This is a genomic window from Mucilaginibacter sp. UR6-11, assembly GCF_020880695.1.
Classification (GTDB): domain Bacteria; phylum Bacteroidota; class Bacteroidia; order Sphingobacteriales; family Sphingobacteriaceae; genus Mucilaginibacter.
Map to the genome: position 1 here is coordinate 1 of NZ_JAJIWO010000010.1, position 19,679 is coordinate 19,679.

Sequence of the window (19,679 nt, forward strand, 5' to 3'; positions counted from 1 at the left end):
TGGGCAAGCTCCAATATGCCCATCTTGTTTTTGATGATCTTTGCTTGGGTTGTCATAATACTAATCTCTGTTACGTGTTTTAAATTATCGTAACTGTCAGATTAAATTGTGACTATCTCATATCAGTTGAGACATAAGATATAAAAACGTTCCCTCAATAATAGATCGCTTTTTTCGGTTCTTTCGGGTCCTTGCTTTTGCTCTTAGCGTTCTTTTCTTTGTTTGGGAGCTTAATACTTTCTAATAAACAGAACTTTATTAGCAATTTTTCCGTTCACATGTGCTCCTAAAAACTTCGGATCATCTCCATTAACCAAATTCCCGCCCGTTTTGAAATTGCTATCGCTAATTTCAAAATCACGCTCGTTCCTACTTCCTGCATTGTAAATGGAATCTGTATTTATCTTTTCTTTATCATCCCCATTATAGCACCAATACGAAAGATAAATACCCTGCCAGTCTAGGCTTCCAATCCGAATTCGTTTTTTATCTAATATAGTTTGGGTTAAAACGAAAATAGTTCTCAATTGATTCGTAGTAGGGATAGTCCATCCTTCACGTAAATTATTGACGCTATCAATGAGTGTTTTAGCGCCTTCCCAGGAATATTGGTGTTCTCTAAGAAACTGTTTTGTTAAATGTTTCAATGCTCCGTTTTCGTATAAATTCACATTCTTGGAAATATAATCACCGCAATACATGATTTCGTAACCGTGGCTATTGGCGGTGTCGATTTTGATTCGCTTTTTAGGTAAATCTTGAGAATAGATAGCATTCGTTAAAAGCAGGGCCGAGGTAATAAAAATGATTTTTTTCATTTTGTGGTGTTTAAGTAAAAAAATATGGCGTAACCTTCATCTTTTGCTACTCAAGGGACACCACATCCCTACCCGCAAAAAGACACAGCTACGCCATTTCGGCATACTATGATCTTTTATTGCGGGTTGCTATTTAAAGGTGGTGTTTTAGAGCAGCAATATAATCAAGTACAATATTATTTTCCTGTTTATAGGATTGTTCGCTTTATAGTTTTTTCATTATTTGATTGGTTATCCGGCAAAACTAATTAATCTGCATAAGTCAACCCTACATTACCCGGAGCGGTTTGGGCCGGTAATTAAATTTGAGCTATCTTATTGTTTTCGTAGCCCCCCCCGGTGTTTTATTTATCTTCCTTTTTAAGCCATTCCAATAGTTCGCTTTTTATAAATAACACTCGATTGCTACCAGGTTTTTTGTGGTATGGGATGCCATTTTTATTTATCAAATTATAAATAGTATTCGGTTTTAATTTAAAAAATCTGATGCTTGAGTAACACCAATAAATCCAGTATCACCAGCCTCGCCGATCTGCTTACACTTATGGAGGACTAAGTAACCAACTCCAAAATGGTTTAAATAAGAAGATTGATTGTCAAACTGTTGGAATCTTAATGCCGGTAATCTCAAAATAATTTAATGACTGGTCTTCTTCTCCAAACGTTTGCTTAAAGTTATACCAGACACTTAAAACATTTTTAAATTGTTCTAATGACTTTACCTGAGTTGTTTTCGGGGTTCTTATATCGTCGTAATAAACTACGGTTCCAATTGGCAAGGTTGGAACTTGCTTATTTTGTGCTAATTCAAAAAGTACCTGATCTATCGTTAATTCCATAAAACAAAAATAGCCATAATCGTAATACGTATTTTAAGGTTGAAATATTAATGATTGCAATATACCCATCATACGCGTATAAGACTTAAACCACTTTAGAATAATTAGATTTTAATTGTGCTCATAACAAAACATTATATAAAGCATTGTAAGCGATTTAAGCCATTTATTAAAATCGAGCAATCAGTATGCATTTTTTAGTAATAGGTTAAAATGAGCAGCGCAAACAGGTATATATAGAGAACATGCAGCCAGTCATGTAGTTAAACTGCTCTAACTGGTGTTTGTTTAAAAGGTGTCTGTTTTTGCTGCCATAGCTTTATTTAAAGAAGAAATTGTTGACAAGGTTTCTATATTTAGAGATTCCAATGTTTTTCTTGACTGCCCTTTTGTAAAAGGTGAGTTGTTTTTATTGCCCAATAATTTATCTATCAAGGCTTCGGGGGTAAAATCTCGTGAAGGAATTGTGCCGGTCAAGGATGTATAAGCAGAAGGTATTGTACCTACAGCGTCATAAATTCTATATCTATATTTTCCATCCTTACAATCAATCTGTATTGTTATTTTATCATTATAAGTACCAGAAGCAACAAAGTTTTCCACACCAAAAAATTACACCCTTCCCGATTATCCGCCCCTGGTCCTTATCCTCGTTTTGAATGACATCTTTTGCGCTTTTGAAACAATCAACAAACCACTGTTTGGCGTTGTTATATAAATCCATTTTTGGTTTGCCTGGCATTTCAACAATACCCTCATAGACAACGTGGCCATCCTTAATGGGGATATTTAAGCCTAAAGTATCTTTATTTTGCGCCTTCGCGCCGATTGCAATAAACAGCAATCCTATTAACAGTTGTTTCATAATTGTGTGTTTGGGGTTTAAGAAGAAAAACAAATATATATTATAAAAAAAACAATCTTGCATTAAGTGCCAGGGCTGGCTTAAGCTATATTTATTAGCAAGGCCCTTGCTATTACACAAGGGCCTTTTTGTTTATATTTGTCCTGCCGGGGGAGCGTTTTGGAAACGCAATAAATTGTTAAATTTTAATTGCAGCCCCCGGTTTTTATTCTTTACTATCGTCCATTCCCGACTTAACCCATTCCGCGAGTTCGGATTTTACAAACAACAATCTTCTTCCTTTTTTATGTTTGGGTATATCCCCGCTCATAGTAAGTTTATAAATGGCAGACTTAGACATTTTTAGATATTCTACCGCTTGGTCTATAGTAATAAAACCGCTTTCATTATCGCCACCAATATTTACATCCTCACCACTTATTACCGATTTTAATTCCTCTCTTATAAGTTGCCTTAATTGCTGCTCTGTGAGTAATGTTTTAAAAGCTGTTTTCATTTTACAAATGTATGAATTTTATTAATAATAACTCTAAATGAAATTAAATGATAATTAATGTTATATAAATTTGCATTTATGATTTTTGGTTGTATCTTTGAAGTGCAATTAAAATTTAATACAATGAAAAAATCAAGAAGTAAAGTACAATCGTACACACAAACACTAGCGACTGTCATAGTACGTCAAAACGGAACACAGGCAGGAATCAACGCATTACAAGCGTCTTTATTAAGGGGGGCTAAATAATGAAAAGCAGATTATTCAACATCGCATGGTCAATAGTTGGCCAGTTCGGCAGCTTTTCAGAAGCGTTAGCCCATGCGTGGAAAATTGCAAAACTTCAATTCGCGCTATGTACACAAGCATTAGTTAACTTTTCTTACCGCAAGGTTGACGGTTCAATTAGGGAGGCGGTAGGCTCATTACAAAACCCGCCAATGCCTAAAGGTGGTATGCGTAAAGTTAATCATAGCATACTAACCTACTTTGATCTTCAACAACAGGATTGGAGATGTGCTAAAGTGTTAAACCTTATTTTCAGTTAAGCCATGAAAAACACCATGCCAATACTTGATAGCCAAGAAGCGCTAATTAAGTACGCCTGTGAGAATTGGGCGCAAGGAACTGTAAACGATTTTGAAAGCGCCTATGTTGGTTATCTTGATGGTAGCCGGCGCTTAATTAAATGGCAGTTGTTCAATACAGGCGATCACAATAGCTGCGATATAGACGTGCCAAAAATGATGCGTACCGCCGTAGCGTTGGATGCAAAGAAATTAATTCTTGCTCACAATCATCCGGGCGGTAAAACAAGCCCATCGCCTGCGGATCTAAAAACAACGGAATTTATATATCGCAACTGTCAGGTTTTGGGTATTGAGTTAATTGACCATGTTATTGTTTCAAGTGGCGAGGGGCCGCATTCGTTCAATAGGGCGGGTTATATCCAAAAGTTTGAGCAAGACACCAAGCGATCAAATGACATATTTGAAAGTGGGACATTTTCAAATGTTGCGTTGCGGGTTGTTGAAGATTTTTGCACATTACTATCCAAGCCCAACAGTAACCTAAAAACAATAAAAGAAACGGCCATGTGGCAGTTAGAAAAAATTTACATTAAGTTTTACGACCCAATAGTACAAAACACTTACTAACAATTATGCAGGATAGCCCGAATTAGCTGAATGGCTTAATAAGAAATAAAAAGCCCGGGGGATTGTTAAACAAATAATAATCATAGATTATTAAAGGCCGCAATAGACGGCCCCCCCGGACTGTCAAAGATAAAAATGATAGATTAGACAGATGTATTGTAGTTTTCTTTACAAAAGACTTCCGTAACAAGTCTGCCGTTCAAGTATTCATAGGACATATTTTCAATGATAAACATGTTATGTATGCCAAACTTACCTGCTAAAAAGGGGAAAGAAAATCTACCACCGGCCTGAATAGGCTGACGAAGCCAAAGTGTGAATGCATAATAGCCTTTATAACTATGAGAAAAAAGAAAGCAAAATTCATCCCCATTGCAGAAATTAAAAAGTTCTGAATGCTTGTCATTCAATTCCCATATATCTGTATAGACCTCTAAAAGCTGTTTATTTAGCTTTGCTTGTGTAATATTGAGATCAGCGGCCATCGTTTTTAACTTCAAAGACCCTTTAACATTGTGGTCCCATTCATGAACAGACAAATATTTCAATAATGGCTTATAACTTTTACCATTGTCAGCTAACAATTTCAAAAATTGTTTTTCATCCTGCAAGGCATAAAGGAGGTCAGCTGCCCCTGTGGTATATACATAACTCTTATCCCGATCTATTCTTCTCATAGATATACAATTTGTTCTTACAATTGTGTAGTTTTATTAAAACTAATATACTATGAAATTGATACATTGTTCAGACCTGCCGATTAACATTACCCAAATTCCAGGCAAGAGGGAGCGTGCACAATCACAAAGGGTTGATAAATGGATAGGTGTACAATACCAAAGGCAATTTGATAAAGTGGTAGTAAAGTATGCGGATAGAATTAAAGCTATCCAAATAGATGAACCGAATTTCCGACCTGAGTTAAATAGTTTGTAACTTATGGACAAACTGGACGAGATAATCGCCTTGTTAAAGGAGATAAATTCGAAGTTACCTGCAAATATTGAATTACTGGAGAAACCTGCAAAAATGCTAAAGAAGCGTTTGCCGTTACATAAAGACCCAGCGGCTATTGAGGCTGCAGTTCGGGATATTATTCTAAAAAACAACCAACGGATAGAAAAGCTAAAAGCCAAATCAAATAAAAAATAAGGCGCGATGAAAGTAATTTATTCAGCCATAAGACAGCCAAAGCCCCCAAGCGGGTTGCTATGTACAAAGACCCTGTATTCATGGCTGAATTAAGAAGATCATTTATAGCAGACCACAACAAAAAGATAAAGGGGAATAGTGCAAATAAAAAATCGCGCCCTTAATACAAGGAACGCTTTTAAAGTTTTATCCGTTTGCGACACCGAATAACTAAAGGTGACAATACAAACTTACAAGTTTAACATCTTTAATAAATTCTAAATAAAATAGCAACGGTGAAATATATCAAAGGCAATACGACGAGTCTTGTGAAAAATGTGCGGATAGGATAATTAATAAAAACTACACAGTAGGGGACGAGACATTTTACGTTGTCCTTTTACTAGCGGCTGGCACTAAACTAGGTGGCTCACTTATACCCTATCATGTATATGAGATTAAACACAATTCACAATCTGAAGTATACCACTTAAGGGGGAGTTGGTTTGGGCGGAACTTGACGATTCGATTTAATTCAGGATGGCAACCACAAACGTACTTGGAGTAGTGGAACCCATCAAAACCTAATGGCGGCAATTAAGAATGAAATATCCACCCTCAATTTTTTGTTGAATCTCACCCTACAAATAAGTTCTTTTAATCTATACTTAGGCAGAAGCTGATCCTGCCTGAAAATAGTGCGTAATAGTATTTTAACATGGCTTGTCGTCACCTTAATACCGGGTACAGCCGGATTATAATTATATATAAACGAGTTCCACAGCATTTAAAATTAGAGTGTATCTGTAACAAAGAGGAAAGCCACACGTTTAACAGGTATTATGATGAGTTGTATTACAATCCTTATGTAACAAAATAATTTATTTTGTTGTAATTATAAACAATTGTACTATTATTGTGTCATAACTTAAACTTGGATGAGTCATCTAATTGATAAATCGAACACAAATTTTTTATCAGCTCAATCACTTAACCAGAGTAAAATTTATTGTTCATCGGTGCATTGTTCTTATTATAGTTCTGTTCAATTAATGAAGCATATTGTACTAACTGTAATAGGTATGTCGGAAAACCAAATAAGAGCAGAAAAAAAGCAAACGGAGTCGGGTACGCATGAATTTTTAATTAATAAAGTTCTCATACAATTAAGAAACAAAGGTGGAGATTGGCGAACCTTTCAAGCAGATATAGGTGATGCAAAAATTTTAAGGGTTAAGTCTGATTATAAAGACGAAGAAATACTCGATAAAGATTCCGACGATTCACTACAATTAGCAACAAAAAACAATCAAATATTAAAGTCAGTTTTTAATCTATGAGTCCAAAGGATTTTATAATATCAAAGCTACATGTACTAGTATCACACTGCCCCGAGATAAAGGTTCAGTATGAATCAGATACTGTAAGTATTATGCATAGGGTTTTAGTTTTGCCGAACTCTTCTTACTTTAACAACCAATTATATTTAAAATTAGAGGAAGAATTGGTTTTTGAATTCATTGAGAAATTTCCAAGCCAAAATATTTCATTCATTACCGATAATTCATTTGTCGGGTTGAATCACGTTGACTTTGAAAAGGCGGGTGCAAATTACTGTATGCCTGATGTGACGATGCGCACTGATAAGATTACTGAATCAATTCTTAAATATACAGCGAGTACCTTAATGACAAATGTCCAAATAGAACTCTTTGCTGGATTTAGGCCTACCAATTATCAGTCTCCAGACGTGGAAATATTAGACAATAATATCGATTCTGAAAAACCGGGTTCATGGGTTGAACTGCATCAATTTGATATTAACCTCTATTTACAAACGATTGGGGTTTCCGGGGGGGCATCCGTACACAATAAGACTTGGGGAGAGGCAATGAATGCTGGAGATAATAATTACGCTTTAGCGGCTTAATATGGCACCTCAAACTTTTTCACTAGTTAATATAATATTGCTCGAAAGCAACTTCGTTAGAGATTGGATTCTGAATTTGGATAACCCTAAATTTAAAAACAACGTTGATATTAAGGTTAATAGCCAACGTAATGAAGAGCACTTAAGCGTTATCATAGATTTATCATATTCAGCAGGCTTAGAAGGTGGTAAAACGGAAATGAAAGCAGATATTAAAATGGTAGGTGTTTTCACTGTGCCAGAACAATCGGAATTGCCGGTTGAAACATTCACCAACGTGAACGCCCCTGCAATTATATTCCCCTTTTTAAGAGAACATCTTGCTTCCCTCTCAATGAAGGCAGCCATAAACCCAATAATGCTCCAGCCTGTAAACTTCGTCAAAGGTAGTGAACCCAATAAAGGTACTTCAAATACGGTTTCCGAATAAGTTATTTATTGATTTGGTTCATTTCATAGACTACGCTTTTAAGCTTGTGTGCGACCTCGAATTGGGTCGTCTGTATAAATGCATCCAATCGTTCAAAAAGTGAGCCTTGGTCCCTTAATTTGGGCGCTGTGTTCTGGACAAATGCCGATAAGGTGGTTTACAATAGTAAGGGCCTTATGCGCTGTAACAGCATTACAGCTTAACAGTGCGTTAATTACCCACGGGAGAATGGCAGGCTTTAACTTTCTCGGCAAACCCTGTAAATTCGGCAATAATTTTTTCCATGTATTGTACGCTTTCTATAATCCCATCGCGCGGATCCCGCAGCACATAGCCGGACAGCACGTGGTCGGGTGTAATGCGTGTCATAGCCAGCCGCTACGCAACTATTCCAAACTCTTCGGTGTACCCATTTCTTTAATCCCCGATCGTAAAACCATAGCCCTGAATTTCGTGCATCAGCTAATGCACGCTCAATCTTATTTTTCACTGTGTTTTGTCGCCGCTCGCCTCCGCCCATATATTAAACGCCTGATTTTTTTATGTATGGGTCGTTGTCGTACAATTTGGCTACGCCGTTAAAAAACCTTGTCTCCTCTTCTATTTTTGCCGGGCTGGCACCTTCCGGGAATACCAATTCGCCGGTTTCGGTAAATTCCCCCTTTAAATTAAAACTCGTCGAATGTACCGGCCATGATAATGTTGAATTAAAGGAAAAGGGGTATATGACAAGTAAGGTGCTATAAAAAGATAAAATTGCACCCCTTTTTGCCCCCTAAATTAGGAAAGTATAAAAAAAGCGCCTCTAAATTGACTTAGGGGCGCTTTTTAAATTTATTAAGCGGAGAGCTAGGGATTCGAACCCCAGGACCTGTTACAGTCAACAGTTTTCAAGACTGCCGCAATCGACCACTCTGCCAGCTCTCCGGGGACAAAAGTACAAATCCGGGCCGGATTGACAAACTTGAATTGCACTTTTTTTAACATTCTGTTAAAAAGTTTATAAGTAGTTGGTGTACAGTTGCTTGGAATATTTATTTTACAGCTTCTCTGCCTTGAAAGTGTTTAAACGGGGCTTTACGATCTTCAAATTACGTTTTGAAAGGTCAATACTGGCGTTTAATTCGAAGCCGATTAACAAAATTAGCGAGTTTAAATAAAGCCATAACATCACCACGATGATGGTGCCTATAGACCCGTAAACTTTGTTGTAGGATGCAAAATGATTAATGTAATAGGTAAACCCCAATGATGTTAGGATGGCCAAACCTGTTGCCAATATTGAACCAGGACTTAAAAACGGCCATTTTAATTTATGCGACGGGCCGTACCTGTATAATATGGAAATAGTTACAAAAAATATCACCACTATAATTAACCAGCGGGAAAGTGTAAGCAGGTAAATCCAAAAATGGCTTTTACTGGCTATATGGCTTTGTAAATAGGTTATCGCGCTTTCGCCGGCTATCATTATTGCGATAGCTATAATAAGTGCTACACTGATAACCACTGTAAGTAAGGTGGCGATGCTGCGGCGTTTTAACCAGGTGCGTTTCTCCAGTATCAGCGATGAGTTGTTAAATGCCTGCATCAGCGTGCCTACGCCGTTGGTAGCGAAATATAAAGCCGTAATAAAGCCTAATGATAATAGCCCCGCATTTTGATGTTTAATAATATCCTCAATTGTGTTTTCGAGCGCCAGGTAGGCGTAGGTTGGCATAATTGTACGTAATAGTTCAAGCAACTTATCCTGAAAATTATCAACCGGCACATAGGCTATCAGTGTAAATAAAAACAGTGTGCCGGGAAACAGCGCCAGCATAAAATTATAAGCAAGCGATGATGCTTTGTTTGATAGTGAATCCTCCAGAAACTCATTGATCAGTGAAATTGTTACGGCGTATATTGATAGATTACCAAATCCCGGAAGTACCACAGATTTGGTCCATTTAATAAAATCCCGGTAAATTTTTACGCGGTGGAGCGCACGATGAAGCCATCTCATTATAAGCTAATTTATTCAAAAAAAGGCTTTAATTTTTCCATAAATTCTGCTGAAGGCAGGCAGGGGCGATTGGTTGCCATATTGATAAACACCAGCAAAGTCTCTGCCTGATGGATCAGCTCTTCTTTTTCGTTAAAAAGTTCATACCTGAAATGGATCTTAACGCCGGGCATTTTATCCATAATAACTTTTACCGTTATTTCCTCGTCATACAGGGCGGGTTTCAGGTACTTGCTCTTCATTTCCAACACAGGCATCATGATTCCTGATGCTTCCATGCCACTGTAGGTTAAACCCAGGCTGCGCAGCATCTCAACGCGGCCAACCTCATAAAACTCGGCATAGTTACCGTAATACATATAACCCATTTGGTCGGTTTCGCCATACCGTACCCTTATTTTGGTTGAAAACTCAAACATTTATTTTTTAATGTTACGTTCATCTAATGCTTTCCTGAACTTTTGCGCGTTTATGTTATGCTGGGCCACATTAGTAGCAAAATTATGGCGGTTTGAAAAATCCTCCTTAGCTACCATATACAGATAATCATTTTTTTGATAGTTAAGTACTGCCTTCACCGCGTTTACTGAAGGCAACATAACCGGGCCCGGCGGCAAACCCGTGTGCAGGTAAGTATTATATGGCGAGTTAACCGTAAGATATCTGTTCAGTACCCGGTGGATAGTAAAATCATTCATTGCGAAGATTACCGTTGGGTCTGATTCCAGCTTCATGCCCTTGCGCAACCTGTTTAAATATAAGCCGGCAATAGTTGGCATCTCGTCATCATAAACAGCTTCCGCATCAACAATTGAGGCCAGGATAGATACCTGTGGCTCGCTTAAATTTATAGCAGCGGCTTGTTGCTTGCGCTCGGGGGTCCAAAATTTTTCATAATGGGAATACATGCGTTTATAAAACTTCTCCGGAGAGATGTTCCAATACAGCTTATAGGTATCAGGCATTATCATTACAAACGCGTTGTCTGTATTAAAACCATATTGTTTTACAAAATCAGCAGAATCAAGGTAATGTAATAACGTTAACGAATCGGCCTCTAATTTTTTGCTGACAAATCCGGCAAATTGCTCTTTTGTCCTGAAAACATGGAACGATAGTTCAACCTGTTCCTGCTCGCCCAATTGAAGCATACGTATAAATTTGCGATTGCTCATGCCTTCATGCAAACGGTATTTACCAGGCTTTACATGATCTGTATATTTCATATTATGGGCGGCCCATGAAAATATCGCGGTATCCTTTACTATTCCTTTATCACGGATTGTTTTATAAACGTCGTTAAAGTTTTCGCCGGTGTGGATATATAGGTATTCTTCGTTGCCCGTTACATTTGGCCCAAAATATCTCAGGTAATAAAATAATAAAGTACCCCCTAATGCAATAAAAATTAAAATTATAAGGGTAATAATAAATTTCCCGAATGTGCCGCCTGATGATGCTTTTTGTTTAGCCATACTATTAAATATTTATGCCTGCAGTTTTTGCAGCGCCAATAATCCTCCGGTTAAGTTTTTAATGTTTTGATAACCGTTTTGTATCAAAAATGATTGCGCCGTTTCGCTGCGGATACCGGCTTTGCATATAACAATAATTTCATCGGTTTTGTTATAAGGAATTAAACCGGGTTTTTCAATTAGTTTAGATAACGGTATATTTTTGCCGCCTATATTGTAGGTATGAAATTCAATTTCTTCACGCACATCCAGCAAATTAAGGGTTTCGCCGCTCATTAACCTGCTTTTGAAACTTTGCGCATCCATTTGCTGCATTACTTTTTAGCCTGGCTAACTGTAAGGTTAATTTTAGTGCCGATGCTCACTTTAGTTACAGAATCGGTCTTCATCGGGAACTGGCTTACCACAACCACATTGCTTGAATCGGTAATAGGGCCTTCGTAAGTTATGGTGCCTAAACCCAGGTTAGAATTTTTCAGAACAAACCTAACAGCATCCAGATCCTGGTTAATTAAATCAGGCACTTCAACCTCGCTTGCGCCAACGCCATCGCCCAATACAAGGTCAATCCTAGAGCCCTTGGGTATTTTGGTGCCTGCTTTAATTGTTTGGCCTGCCATCCGCGCTTCCAGCACCACATTTAAAGCTATGTCTGACCGGTAGGTAGTATCGCCCACCTTTAAGCCATTGTTTGACAGCGTCGCTACGGCTTGTATGTAGGGCATTTGGTCAATATCAGGTAAAGCCACCGGCGGCGCTTTAAGCGTTACCATGGTTAAATATATTTTGCGGTTCTCTTTAACGTTTGTTTCCGGGTCAGGATCCTGCTCTATAACGGTCCCCGGCGGTGCATCGCCAACATACACAGAATCAACCTGGTAATCAAATCCCTGTTCTTTTAATATGCTGATGGCCCGGTCAATAGGTAGCCCCTTTAATTTGGGAACGGGTATGCCAGACCCATGATTGGTATAAAAGCTCAGGCTGAAAAAAGCTATTAAAACCACGGCAATTACAGCGCCTATCGCCATTAAAAGGGTATTACGAAAAGATTTAGTTTTTATATAAGCCCCAAATTTATTCATCAGCAGTTAGGTAATATTATACTTAATTATGCATCAAACATAAGGATAATTTCGGATTTATCGGGTTTGAAAAACTAATGTATTTATCGGCTACAGTGCTTCAAAAAATATTATATTTGGCCGTATGACAATCAAAAACATTGCGCTTTTAGCCGGCGGCTTTACCGGCGAATATGAGGTGTCTTTAAACAGTGCCCAAAATATTGCTGCCAATTTAGCTGCTGATAAGTATAAGGTTTATACTATACTGATTAATAAAGACAGGTGGTTTTATGAAGAAGGCAGCGATAGGATAGATGTTGATAAAAATGATTTCAGCATTATTGTTAACGGCGATAAAGTTAAATTCGACTTCGCCTTTATCACTATTCATGGCACCCCCGGCGAGGATGGTAAGATGCAGGGCTATCTTGATCTTTTAAATATTCCGTATAATACTTGCGACGCCACTACCTCGGCTATCAGTATGAATAAGGCCTACACCAAGACCATTGTGCAGGGTATACATGGCCTTAACACCGCCAAATCAATCCGCTTGTTTAAAAAGGACGGTCATGATATAGGCACCATAGCATCAACACTGAAGTTTCCGTTGTTTATTAAACCAAATAACGGCGGAAGCAGTGTAGGCATGAGCAAAGTTTACAGCGCTGCCGAACTGCCCGACGCCATAAACAAGGCATTTAAGGAAGATGACCAGATCCTGGTTGAAGAGTTTATAAAGGGCCGCGAATTTAGCAGGGGAGTTGCCCGCTTGCATGGAAAAGTAACTGTACTGCCTACTACAGAGATCAAAAGCTCTAAAGACTTTTTTGATTACGAAGCTAAATACACTTCCGGGGTATCCGAAGAGATCACACCGGCCGACCTAGACTCCCGGAAAGATGCTGAGATAGCCGAGATACTTACTGAAGTTTACCTGCGGTTAAACTGCAAGGGTATGGTACGTATCGACTTTATATTATTAGAGGGTACGCTGGATTTTTACTTCATCGAGATCAATACTACACCCGGCCAGTCATCGGCCAGTTTAATACCGCAACAGGTAACGGCAGCAGGCATGAAATTGCCTGATTTTTATAGCGAATTGATAGAAAGTAATATGTAGAATGCCAACTGGTTGTATATGTGCCGATTTTTGGCAGGTGAAAAATCACCGGGCCTATGAACTATTTTTTAAACGATGCATAATGCGCTATCACGTCGGCAGGTATTTTAGTTGCTCTGCCATCAGCCATAGTTATCAGCACAAAATCAAACCAGCCATCGCAACATAATTTATTTGATGCCTTGTTTTTGACACCAAATTTTATGCGGCATAATTTTTCGTCAATGCTTTCAATACTTGTAGTAACTATAAAATAGTCGCCTAATATTAAAGGACGTTTATAATCCATATAAACAGTGCGTACCACCCAGCCAAGCCCCTGGTTTAAAAATGCTTCCATCGCCATGCCATAGCAGCATTCCATCTGGTCATACCGTGCCGCCAGCACATAATCAAAATATTTACTGTTATGCACATGGCGGTACATATCAATATCGTCGGGCCTAACGCGGTATTCGGTTTGGAAGGTGTTGTAAACGGGTGTTGTTGTCATTAATACAAATATGGATATTTGTAGGTTGTTTTTATCGGATGGTTACTTATTAGTTGATAAGTTAAAGTTTTGTATAAGAAAAACAGATTTGACCTTTATTCGCGTTAAAACAAACTTGCATGGTAATAATATTACACTTACCTTTGCACCCACAAATAACAAAATAATTAACGCTTTAATATTATTTACGTAATGTATTTAAGTACAGAGGAAAAACAAGAAATTTTCGCAAAACATGGTAAGGGTGCAACTGACACCGGTTCAACCGAAGGTCAGGTAGCATTATTCACTTACCGTATCGCACATTTAACGGGGCATTTGAAAAAAAACAAACATGATTTTTCAACCCAATTATCACTGCAAAAATTAGTAGGTAAACGCCGCGGATTGCTGGCTTACCTTTACAAAAAGGATATTTCAAGGTACCGTGCCATCATCAAAGCGTTAGCGCTTAGGGATATCATTAAGTAACTTAAACTTATTTTTTATAAAAAGCCGTCTCTATCAGGAGATGGCTTTTTTACTTTCTGAATACAATATACACACAATAAAAACCCGGTGCGCTCTAAAAGATGAAAAGTGCATCATAACGCAAAAAAGATGAACATAATTAAGAAAGTAATCGATTTAGGTGACGGCCGCACTATAGAGATCGAAACAGGAAAACTGGCCAAACAAGCTGATGGATCAGTAGTAATAAAAATGGGTGATACCATGTTATTAGCTACTGTAGTTTCATCAAAAGAAGCAAAAGAAGGAGTTGATTTCTTACCTCTTTCTGTTGATTACCAGGAAAAATACGCTGCTACCGGTCGTATTCCCGGTGGATTTTTACGCCGCGAGGCGCGTTTATCAGATTACGAGGTTTTGATCTCGCGTTTGGTTGACCGTGCATTACGTCCAATGTTCCCGAGTGATTACCATGCCGACACACAAGTAATGATCACCCTGATATCTGCCGATAAAGATATCATGCCTGATGCATTAGCTGGTTTAGCTGCCTCAGCCGCTTTATCTGTATCTGATATCCCTTTCAACGGCCCGATATCAGAAGTGCGCGTGGCTAAGATTGATGGCAAATTAGTTATCAATCCAACTTTAAGCCAATTGGCAACTGCAACTTTAGAGTTTATTGTTGCCGGTAACGAGCATGACATTAACATGGTTGAAGGCGAAGGCGCCGAAATACAGGAGCCTGAATTAGTTGAGGCTATTAAATTTGCACACGCTGCTATTAAAGTACAATGTTTAATTCAAAAAGAATTAACTATTGAAGTTGGTAAAACCGAAAAACGCGTTTACAGCCACGAGCACAGCAACGACGAGTTGGAGAAAGCGATCTACGCTGCTACTTACGATAAAGTTTATGCTATTGCAGCCGAAGCTTCAGGTAAAGACGAGCGCAGCGCTAAATTTAAAGCCGTACGCGACGAGTATATCGAAACTTTAGGCGAGATAGATGATATCACCAAATTCTTAGCTAAAAAATATTATCACGACGTTGAGTATGACGCTATCCGTAACCTTGTATTAGACGAAGGCAAACGTTTAGACGGCCGCACAACTACACAAATACGCCCGATATGGAGCGAGGTTGGTTATTTACCGGCTGCTCACGGTTCGGCGGTGTTTACCCGTGGCGAAACCCAGTCATTAACCTCAGTTACCTTAGGTGCTAAGGATGATGAGCAAATGATTGACGGTGCGTTTATCAATGGTTACCAAAAATTCCTGTTGCACTACAATTTCCCTGGTTTCTCAACTGGCGAGGTTCGTCCTAACAGGGGTGCAGGCCGTCGCGAGATTGGTCACGGTAACTTAGCTATGCGTTCTTTAAAACGTGTATTACCTGCCGAGGATGCAAATCCTTATACGATCCGTGTAGTTTCTGATATCCTGGAATCAAACGGTTCATCATCAATGGCTACGGTTTGCGCCGGTACATTAGCTTTGATGGATGCAGGTATCAAAATCACCAACCCGGTATCTGGTATCGCGATGGGATTGATCACTAACGAAATGGGTACTAAATATGCTATCCTTTCTGATATCCTTGGCGATGAAGATCACTTAGGTGATATGGACTTTAAAGTAACAGGTACCAAAAACGGTATTGTTGCTGTACAAATGGATCTTAAAATAAACGGCCTTTCATGGGAAGTGTTAACCAACGCTTTAAACCAGGCTAAAGATGGTCGTTTACATATACTGGACGAAATGGCTAAAACCATGACTGCGCCTCGTGAAGATTACAAACCACATGCTCCGCGTATCGTTACTATCCGTATCGACAAAGAGTTTATTGGTGCCGTTATCGGACCTGGTGGCAAGATCATTCAGGAAATGCAACGCGAAACCGGTGCTACTATCTCTATCGAGGAAGTTGGCAACCAGGGTGTAGTTCAAATATTTGCAGACAATAAAGATGCAATTGATAAAGCGGTTACGCGTATTAAAAACATCGCTTCTAAACCAGAAGTTGGTGAAATTTATGAAGGTAAAGTAAAATCAATTATGCCATTTGGTGCATTTGTTGAAATTATGCCGGGTAAAGACGGCTTGCTGCATATTTCAGAGATCGACCATAAACGTATTGAAACTATGGATGGTATTTTTGAAGTAGGAGACGAAGTACGTGTTAAATTGCTTGATGTTGATAAACAAGGTAAACTGAAGCTTTCGCGTAAGGTTTTATTACCTAAGCCGGAAGCTGCCAAATAATATGACTATGTAAACTATAAACAACAAAAGCCTTAGCAATGAGGCTTTTGTTGTTTAATTAGTATTTTGTTTTACCTATTTTCACCTTTTTAAAACAAAATGCTGTTTTTTGAACTTTATACTCTTTTATACATAGTTGATTAAAGCTAAAAGGCCGATCTATATTGAAAAATGACCTCTACTACCAATGATCCTTTAGATTTTCTCAACAACAATAATAATTCAGGAAAACCCGCAGGCCCCGATGCAGACCTGGTGCAGTTGTTGTTGTATGAAATTATAAGGGTAAAGGAATTAATCGCTTATTATGACTCCATTCCCAATGGAGGTGGACAGCTTGGTTCTTCTATTTTAACAGAACTAGTTACCGAAGCTTATAACTCATTAGTTAACTATGATGTTGTGCTGATGAAAAAATACTATGATTTGCTGCAAAATTGTGACTGAGGTTTTGGCCGCAATCCCGTACGTAATACATTAGTTATATTTAGTTAAAATCCCCTGCCGGTAATTTTATAATGTTCGGAGATGAACAGTTATTGCATCAAAAGCGGACAGTTTTTAGCCAGCTGATTTATTTAAAACTTTATAAATCAATTATTTAACTAGATGGTATCATCTTGGTTCACAATTGTAAAAATAGAACCGGTTATGTTTAAAAGCTATTTCAAAATAGCCTTCAGAAATCTTTGGAAGAACAAAAGCTTTTCTGCCATCAATATCCTGGGGCTTGCGCTAGGCCTGGCCGTTTGCCTGCTGATCACGCTGTTCGTAATTGACGAATTAAGTTATGATAAGTATAATGTTAATGCCGACCGGATCTATCGCGTAAGTTCTGATTTCAAAGTTAACGGCAGCCTATTTAATGACCGCGAGTCGCCGGCGCCGATGGCGGCCGTCATGATGAAGGATTATCCCGGAATTGAACAGGCGACCCGGTTAAAATATATTGGCAAAACGCTGGTTAAGGAAGGTAGCCAGACAATTACAGAAGATAATACCTTCTATGGCGATGCTAATATGTTTAAGGTTTTTACGCTGCCTTTTATTTCAGGCGATCCAAATACAGCATTGAGCCAGCCAAACTCAATGGTAATATCTGAAGATGTTGCCAAGAAGTATTTTAACAGTACTGATGTTATAGGCAAAACACTGCATCTTAATAATACCGAAGATTATAAAATTACCGGGTTGATAAAAAATACACCCCGCCAATCGCACCTGCATTTTAATATAATTAAAGCAATGTCAGGCTTAGCCCAAAGCCGCGGTACACAATGGGGCGCTGTTGATTTTTTAACCTATATAATGCTAAAGCCCGGCATTACGCAACATGATCTGGACGGCTATTTAAAACAGGCTGCAAAAAAATACGCCGAACCCGAGTTGTTGGAATATTTACATACTTCCATAGCTGATCTTGAAGGTAAAAACGATCACTTTCGGTATGCTACCATACCGCTTACAAAAATACATTTGTACTCAAACTCCAGTAGCGAGGTTGAACCTTCAGGAAACGTCCAATACGTTTATATATTTATAGTGATCGCGGTTTTTATATTACTCATTGCCTGCATAAATTTCATGAACCTTTCTACCGCACGGTCGGCAGGCCGCGCGCGCGAAGTAGGTGTACGTAAGGTTTTAGGGTCAAACAGGAATACGTTAATTTATCAGTTTTTGATTGAATCAACCCTTACCAGTTTTATAGCGCTTGTTATAGCCTTGTTATTCGCCGTGTTACTATTACCTTATTTCAATATGCTTGCCGGTAAACAAATTGCCATCGATTTTATTGCTACGGTATGGCTTGCACCCGGCTTGCTGGCAGTTACGGTAATTATAGGCTTACTGGCCGGGCTATACCCCGCATTCTTTATGTCGGCATTTTTGCCTGCCGAGGTTTTAAAGGGAAAGCTGGCTGCCGGGTTTAAAGGCAGCTGGCTACGTAATAGCCTGGTGATTTTCCAGTTTGCCACGGTGATTACCTTAGTGATAGGCACACTTGTAATTTATAACCAGCTTAACTATATCCGTAATAAAAAGCTGGGGTATAACCGCCAGCAGGTTTTAGTGGTAAAAAACACTTACTCGCTTTACCTGCATGCCGGCACATTTAAGCAGGATGTATTAAAGTTAAGCGGGGTGCAATCGGGCACCATGACTAGTTTTTTGCCGACAGAAGCTCCGGAGGTAACCGAAGTTTACGCAAAAGATGCGGCTAAAAGCCCGGGCCAGTCAATGGGGATTAATACCTGGACAGTAGATGAGGACTACATTCCTACGCTTGGTATGAAAATGGCCGATGGTCGTAATTTTTCAAAAGATAATCCCGGCGATTCGGCAGCCGTCGTAGTAAATGAAACCGCTGCGGCTTTATTAGGATTTAACAAACCACTTGATAAAAAGCTTTACCTGGGTGCTGATAAAGATCAAATGGCCTTCAATATTATTGGCGTGGTAAAAGATTTTAATTTTGGCTCGCTGCGGAATAAGATCAAGCCGCTTGTTTTGCGCCTGGGTGTTAACAGGGGCGCAATGTTATTTAGGGTAAAGACAACAAATCTTCAACCGCTGATTGCCCGGATCGGGAACCTGTACCATAATGCCGACGCTAATATGGCCGGTCAACCTTTTTCTTATTCATTTATGGATGATGATTTTAATCACGTTTATCAATCGGAACAAAATACCGGAAAGATCTTTATGTGTTTTGCTTTCTTCGCCATATTTATTGCCTGCCTGGGTTTGTTTGGCCTGGTTACTTACGCGGCCGCGCAACGTACTAAAGAGATCGGGATACGGAAGGTGTTGGGTGCCAGCGTTATCAATATTGTAAATATGCTTTCAAACGATTTCCTGAAACTGGTAGGCATTGCGGCTATAGTGGCATTCCCGATTGCCTGGTACGCTATGAATAACTGGCTGCAGGGATTTGCTTACCGCACAACCATAAGCTGGTGGGTATTTGCCGCGGCAGCCGTGTTAGCAGTAATAATTAGCATCGCGACGGTAAGCTTTCGCGCCATTAAAGCGGCGCTAACTAACCCGGTGAACAGTTTGAAGAATGAATAGGTCGGTTATGAGGTAATTGAAGTTAAAATTTAGAGATAAAAATTTATCCTG

At 38.9% G+C, this 19,679-nt stretch carries 25 protein-coding genes and 1 tRNA gene; 11 read left to right on the plus strand and 15 right to left on the minus strand.

The window, feature by feature from the left end:
• Window positions 1-230 precede the first annotated feature (230 nt).
• From LJ658_RS18395 to LJ658_RS18415, 6 genes are all read right to left on the minus strand, one after another.
• Complete coding sequence (locus LJ658_RS18395; RefSeq protein ID WP_230548015.1) at window positions 231-818, minus strand: hypothetical protein; 588 nt, start codon at window positions 816-818, stop codon at window positions 231-233.
• Window positions 819-1,162: 344 nt separating this feature from the next.
• Complete coding sequence (locus tag LJ658_RS20595) at window positions 1,163-1,327, minus strand: helix-turn-helix transcriptional regulator (RefSeq protein WP_370633097.1); 165 nt, start codon at window positions 1,325-1,327, stop codon at window positions 1,163-1,165.
• An 87-nt stretch (window positions 1,328-1,414) separates the two neighbouring features.
• The gene (locus tag LJ658_RS18400) at window positions 1,415-1,657 is read right to left on the minus strand and encodes a hypothetical protein (RefSeq protein ID WP_230548016.1); all 243 of its coding nucleotides are present in this window, start codon (window positions 1,655-1,657) and stop codon (window positions 1,415-1,417) included.
• Window positions 1,658-1,945: 288 nt separating this feature from the next.
• Window positions 1,946-2,260 carry a hypothetical protein gene (locus LJ658_RS18405; protein WP_230548017.1) on the minus strand — a complete coding sequence of 105 codons (315 nt, stop codon included), beginning with the start codon at window positions 2,258-2,260 and terminating at the stop codon, window positions 1,946-1,948.
• Entirely contained in the window at window positions 2,229-2,522 is a 294-nt protein-coding gene (locus tag LJ658_RS18410; protein ID WP_230548018.1) for a DUF4468 domain-containing protein, read from the minus strand. The genes LJ658_RS18405 and LJ658_RS18410 overlap by 32 nt, the downstream gene beginning before the upstream one ends.
• A gap of 205 nt (window positions 2,523-2,727) precedes the next feature.
• Window positions 2,728-3,018 (minus strand): helix-turn-helix domain-containing protein, encoded by a 291-nt coding sequence (locus tag LJ658_RS18415; protein ID WP_230548019.1) that lies wholly within the window; start codon window positions 3,016-3,018, stop codon window positions 2,728-2,730.
• Window positions 3,019-3,266: 248 nt separating this feature from the next.
• Here LJ658_RS18415 and LJ658_RS18420 point away from each other — a divergent pair, with 248 nt between their 5' ends.
• Both LJ658_RS18420 and LJ658_RS18425 read left to right on the plus strand, forming a co-directional pair.
• Complete coding sequence (locus tag LJ658_RS18420; RefSeq protein WP_230548020.1) at window positions 3,267-3,566, plus strand: SH3 beta-barrel fold-containing protein; 300 nt, start codon at window positions 3,267-3,269, stop codon at window positions 3,564-3,566.
• Window positions 3,567-3,569: 3 nt separating this feature from the next.
• Entirely contained in the window at window positions 3,570-4,175 is a 606-nt protein-coding gene (locus LJ658_RS18425) for a JAB domain-containing protein (protein WP_230548021.1), read from the plus strand.
• Window positions 4,176-4,318: 143 nt separating this feature from the next.
• Here LJ658_RS18425 and LJ658_RS18430 read toward each other — a convergent pair whose 3' ends face one another.
• Window positions 4,319-4,852, minus strand: a complete 534-nt coding sequence (locus LJ658_RS18430) for a hypothetical protein (protein WP_230548022.1) — start codon at window positions 4,850-4,852, stop codon at window positions 4,319-4,321.
• Window positions 4,853-5,114: 262 nt separating this feature from the next.
• Between LJ658_RS18430 and LJ658_RS18435 the strand changes: the two genes are divergently transcribed.
• The 4 genes from LJ658_RS18435 (at window position 5,115) to LJ658_RS18450 (ending at window position 7,666) form a co-directional block, all read left to right on the plus strand.
• Window positions 5,115-5,327, plus strand: coding sequence for a hypothetical protein (locus tag LJ658_RS18435; RefSeq protein WP_230548023.1), 213 nt, complete (start codon window positions 5,115-5,117; stop codon window positions 5,325-5,327).
• A 1,031-nt stretch (window positions 5,328-6,358) separates the two neighbouring features.
• Window positions 6,359-6,646 (plus strand): hypothetical protein, encoded by a 288-nt coding sequence (locus LJ658_RS18440; protein ID WP_230548024.1) that lies wholly within the window; start codon window positions 6,359-6,361, stop codon window positions 6,644-6,646.
• Window positions 6,647-6,738: 92 nt separating this feature from the next.
• Window positions 6,739-7,236 (plus strand): hypothetical protein, encoded by a 498-nt coding sequence (locus LJ658_RS18445; RefSeq protein ID WP_230548025.1) that lies wholly within the window; start codon window positions 6,739-6,741, stop codon window positions 7,234-7,236.
• A 1-nt stretch (window position 7,237) separates the two neighbouring features.
• Complete coding sequence (locus LJ658_RS18450; RefSeq protein WP_230548026.1) at window positions 7,238-7,666, plus strand: protein-export chaperone SecB; 429 nt, start codon at window positions 7,238-7,240, stop codon at window positions 7,664-7,666.
• A gap of 210 nt (window positions 7,667-7,876) precedes the next feature.
• Here LJ658_RS18450 and LJ658_RS18455 read toward each other — a convergent pair whose 3' ends face one another.
• The 7 genes from LJ658_RS18455 to LJ658_RS18485 all read right to left on the minus strand — a co-directional run bounded on the left by LJ658_RS18455 (window position 7,877) and on the right by LJ658_RS18485 (window position 12,231).
• The gene (locus LJ658_RS18455) at window positions 7,877-8,035 is read right to left on the minus strand and encodes a hypothetical protein (protein WP_230548027.1); all 159 of its coding nucleotides are present in this window, start codon (window positions 8,033-8,035) and stop codon (window positions 7,877-7,879) included.
• Window positions 8,036-8,508: 473 nt separating this feature from the next.
• Window positions 8,509-8,593, minus strand: a tRNA-Ser gene (locus LJ658_RS18460).
• 112 nt (window positions 8,594-8,705) lie between these two features.
• The gene (locus tag LJ658_RS18465) at window positions 8,706-9,671 is read right to left on the minus strand and encodes a YihY/virulence factor BrkB family protein (protein WP_230548028.1); all 966 of its coding nucleotides are present in this window, start codon (window positions 9,669-9,671) and stop codon (window positions 8,706-8,708) included.
• 11 nt (window positions 9,672-9,682) lie between these two features.
• Window positions 9,683-10,090: a thioesterase family protein gene (locus tag LJ658_RS18470; RefSeq protein ID WP_230548029.1), complete on the minus strand. Its 408-nt coding sequence runs from the start codon at window positions 10,088-10,090 to the stop codon at window positions 9,683-9,685.
• Entirely contained in the window at window positions 10,091-11,146 is a 1,056-nt protein-coding gene (gene mltG / locus LJ658_RS18475; protein ID WP_230548030.1) for an endolytic transglycosylase MltG, read from the minus strand.
• Window positions 11,147-11,158: 12 nt separating this feature from the next.
• Window positions 11,159-11,452, minus strand: a complete 294-nt coding sequence (locus LJ658_RS18480; RefSeq protein WP_230548031.1) for a rhodanese-like domain-containing protein — start codon at window positions 11,450-11,452, stop codon at window positions 11,159-11,161.
• 8 nt (window positions 11,453-11,460) lie between these two features.
• Complete coding sequence (locus LJ658_RS18485) at window positions 11,461-12,231, minus strand: PASTA domain-containing protein (protein WP_230548032.1); 771 nt, start codon at window positions 12,229-12,231, stop codon at window positions 11,461-11,463.
• Between the two features lie 124 nt (window positions 12,232-12,355).
• Between LJ658_RS18485 and LJ658_RS18490 the strand changes: the two genes are divergently transcribed.
• Window positions 12,356-13,339 carry a D-alanine--D-alanine ligase gene (locus LJ658_RS18490; protein ID WP_230548033.1) on the plus strand — a complete coding sequence of 328 codons (984 nt, stop codon included), beginning with the start codon at window positions 12,356-12,358 and terminating at the stop codon, window positions 13,337-13,339.
• A gap of 61 nt (window positions 13,340-13,400) precedes the next feature.
• On the opposite strand, the gene LJ658_RS18495 is transcribed toward LJ658_RS18490, so the two are convergent.
• Window positions 13,401-13,832, minus strand: coding sequence for a thioesterase family protein (locus tag LJ658_RS18495; protein ID WP_230548034.1), 432 nt, complete (start codon window positions 13,830-13,832; stop codon window positions 13,401-13,403).
• 192 nt (window positions 13,833-14,024) lie between these two features.
• Between LJ658_RS18495 and rpsO the strand changes: the two genes are divergently transcribed.
• The 4 genes from rpsO (at window position 14,025) to LJ658_RS18515 (ending at window position 19,628) form a co-directional block, all read left to right on the plus strand.
• Entirely contained in the window at window positions 14,025-14,303 is a 279-nt protein-coding gene (gene rpsO / locus LJ658_RS18500; RefSeq protein WP_230548035.1) for a 30S ribosomal protein S15, read from the plus strand.
• Window positions 14,304-14,432: 129 nt separating this feature from the next.
• The gene (pnp, locus tag LJ658_RS18505; protein WP_230548036.1) at window positions 14,433-16,553 is read left to right on the plus strand and encodes a polyribonucleotide nucleotidyltransferase; all 2,121 of its coding nucleotides are present in this window, start codon (window positions 14,433-14,435) and stop codon (window positions 16,551-16,553) included.
• 171 nt (window positions 16,554-16,724) lie between these two features.
• Window positions 16,725-17,000: a hypothetical protein gene (locus tag LJ658_RS18510; RefSeq protein WP_230548037.1), complete on the plus strand. Its 276-nt coding sequence runs from the start codon at window positions 16,725-16,727 to the stop codon at window positions 16,998-17,000.
• 204 nt (window positions 17,001-17,204) lie between these two features.
• On the plus strand, window positions 17,205-19,628 hold the full coding sequence (locus LJ658_RS18515; protein ID WP_230548038.1) for an ABC transporter permease: 2,424 nt from the start codon (window positions 17,205-17,207) through the stop codon (window positions 19,626-19,628).
• Window positions 19,629-19,679 lie beyond the last annotated feature (51 nt).